Consider the following 1,160-nt stretch of genomic DNA (forward strand, 5'->3'; position numbering starts at 1 on the left):
CATCTGAGTTGACCTTGATCAACTTGGGAAGGAAGTGTCTCGTGCCACCACCTCACCCGCCCGAGTTCCGGCGTCGCGCCGTCGAACTGGCCCGGACCGGCGACAAGTCGGTCACCGCGCTGGCCAAGAGTCTGGGTATCAGCCAGTCGTGCCTGCGGAACTGGATCCGCCGGGACGACATCGAAGAGGGTCACCTCGACGGCCTGAGCGCCGGCGAGCACAAAGAGCTGGTCGAGCTGCGCCGAAAGGCCCGGCAACTGGAGTTGGAGAACGAGATTCTCAAGCGGGCGGCGGCCTACTTCGCCCGCGAGAACGTGCTCCCAAAATAAGGTACTCGCTGGTCCGTGAACTTGCCGAAAACGACATCCCCGTCGCGGTGGCCTGCCGAGTGTTAGGAGTTTCCCGGTCCGGTTACAGCGACTGGCTCGGCAGACCCGCCTCGATTCGGGAGCAACGCAACACCGAGCTGGTGAAAATGATCAGAGAAATTTATGAGGAGTCACGCCAGAGCTACGGCTCGCCGCGGGTGCACGCCGAGTTGACGCTGGGACGGGGCGAGCGGGTGAGCCGCAAACGGGTTGAGCGGCTGATGCGCGAAGCCGGGATCCAGGGGATCTACCGGCGCAAGGGGCACCGGAACCTGGTCAACGAGCCGACCGAGGAGGACCTGGTGAAGCGGGCCTTCGACGTCCAGGCACCCGACGTGCTGTGGGTCACCGACATCACCGAGCATCCGACCGGCGAGGGGAAGCTGTACTGCGCCGCCGTGCTGGACTGCTTCTCCCGCCGCATCATCGGCCATTCCATCGACATCCGCCAGACCACCAAACTCGTGGTCGATGCGATGGCTGCCGCAGTCGCGCGCAGAAAGCCCGCCAAGGACGCCACGATTCTGCACTCAGACCATGGGACGCAGTTCACGTCCTGGACGTTCGGGAAGCGGCTCCGGGCCGCCGGTCTCCTCGGCTCGATGGGCACGGTCGGCGACTGCTACGACAATGCCATGATGGAGTCGTTCTGGGGCTCGATGCAGCTCGAACTCCTCGACACCAGGAAATGGCAAACAAGAGCCGAGCTCGCAGCCGCGGTGTTTGAATGGATCGAGTGCTGGTATAACCCGTTCAGAAGGCATTCCAGCATCGGAATGCTCAGTCCGGTGG

2 protein-coding genes are annotated in these 1,160 nt (G+C 63.6%); both read left to right on the top strand.

Features of this window, described 5'->3' with window-relative positions; translation table 11 throughout:
- Positions 1-329, top strand: a 329-nt coding sequence (locus ETD96_RS44025) for a transposase (protein WP_138642386.1), incomplete at its 5' end; no start/stop codon positions are given.
- Positions 330-337: 8 nt separating this feature from the next.
- Positions 338-1,160 (top strand): IS3 family transposase (locus ETD96_RS44030; RefSeq protein WP_240808657.1); only part of this gene is annotated, 823 nt, incomplete at its 3' end.

This window comes from Actinomadura geliboluensis (genome assembly GCF_005889745.1).
In the GTDB taxonomy this organism is placed as follows: domain Bacteria; phylum Actinomycetota; class Actinomycetes; order Streptosporangiales; family Streptosporangiaceae; genus Spirillospora; species Spirillospora geliboluensis.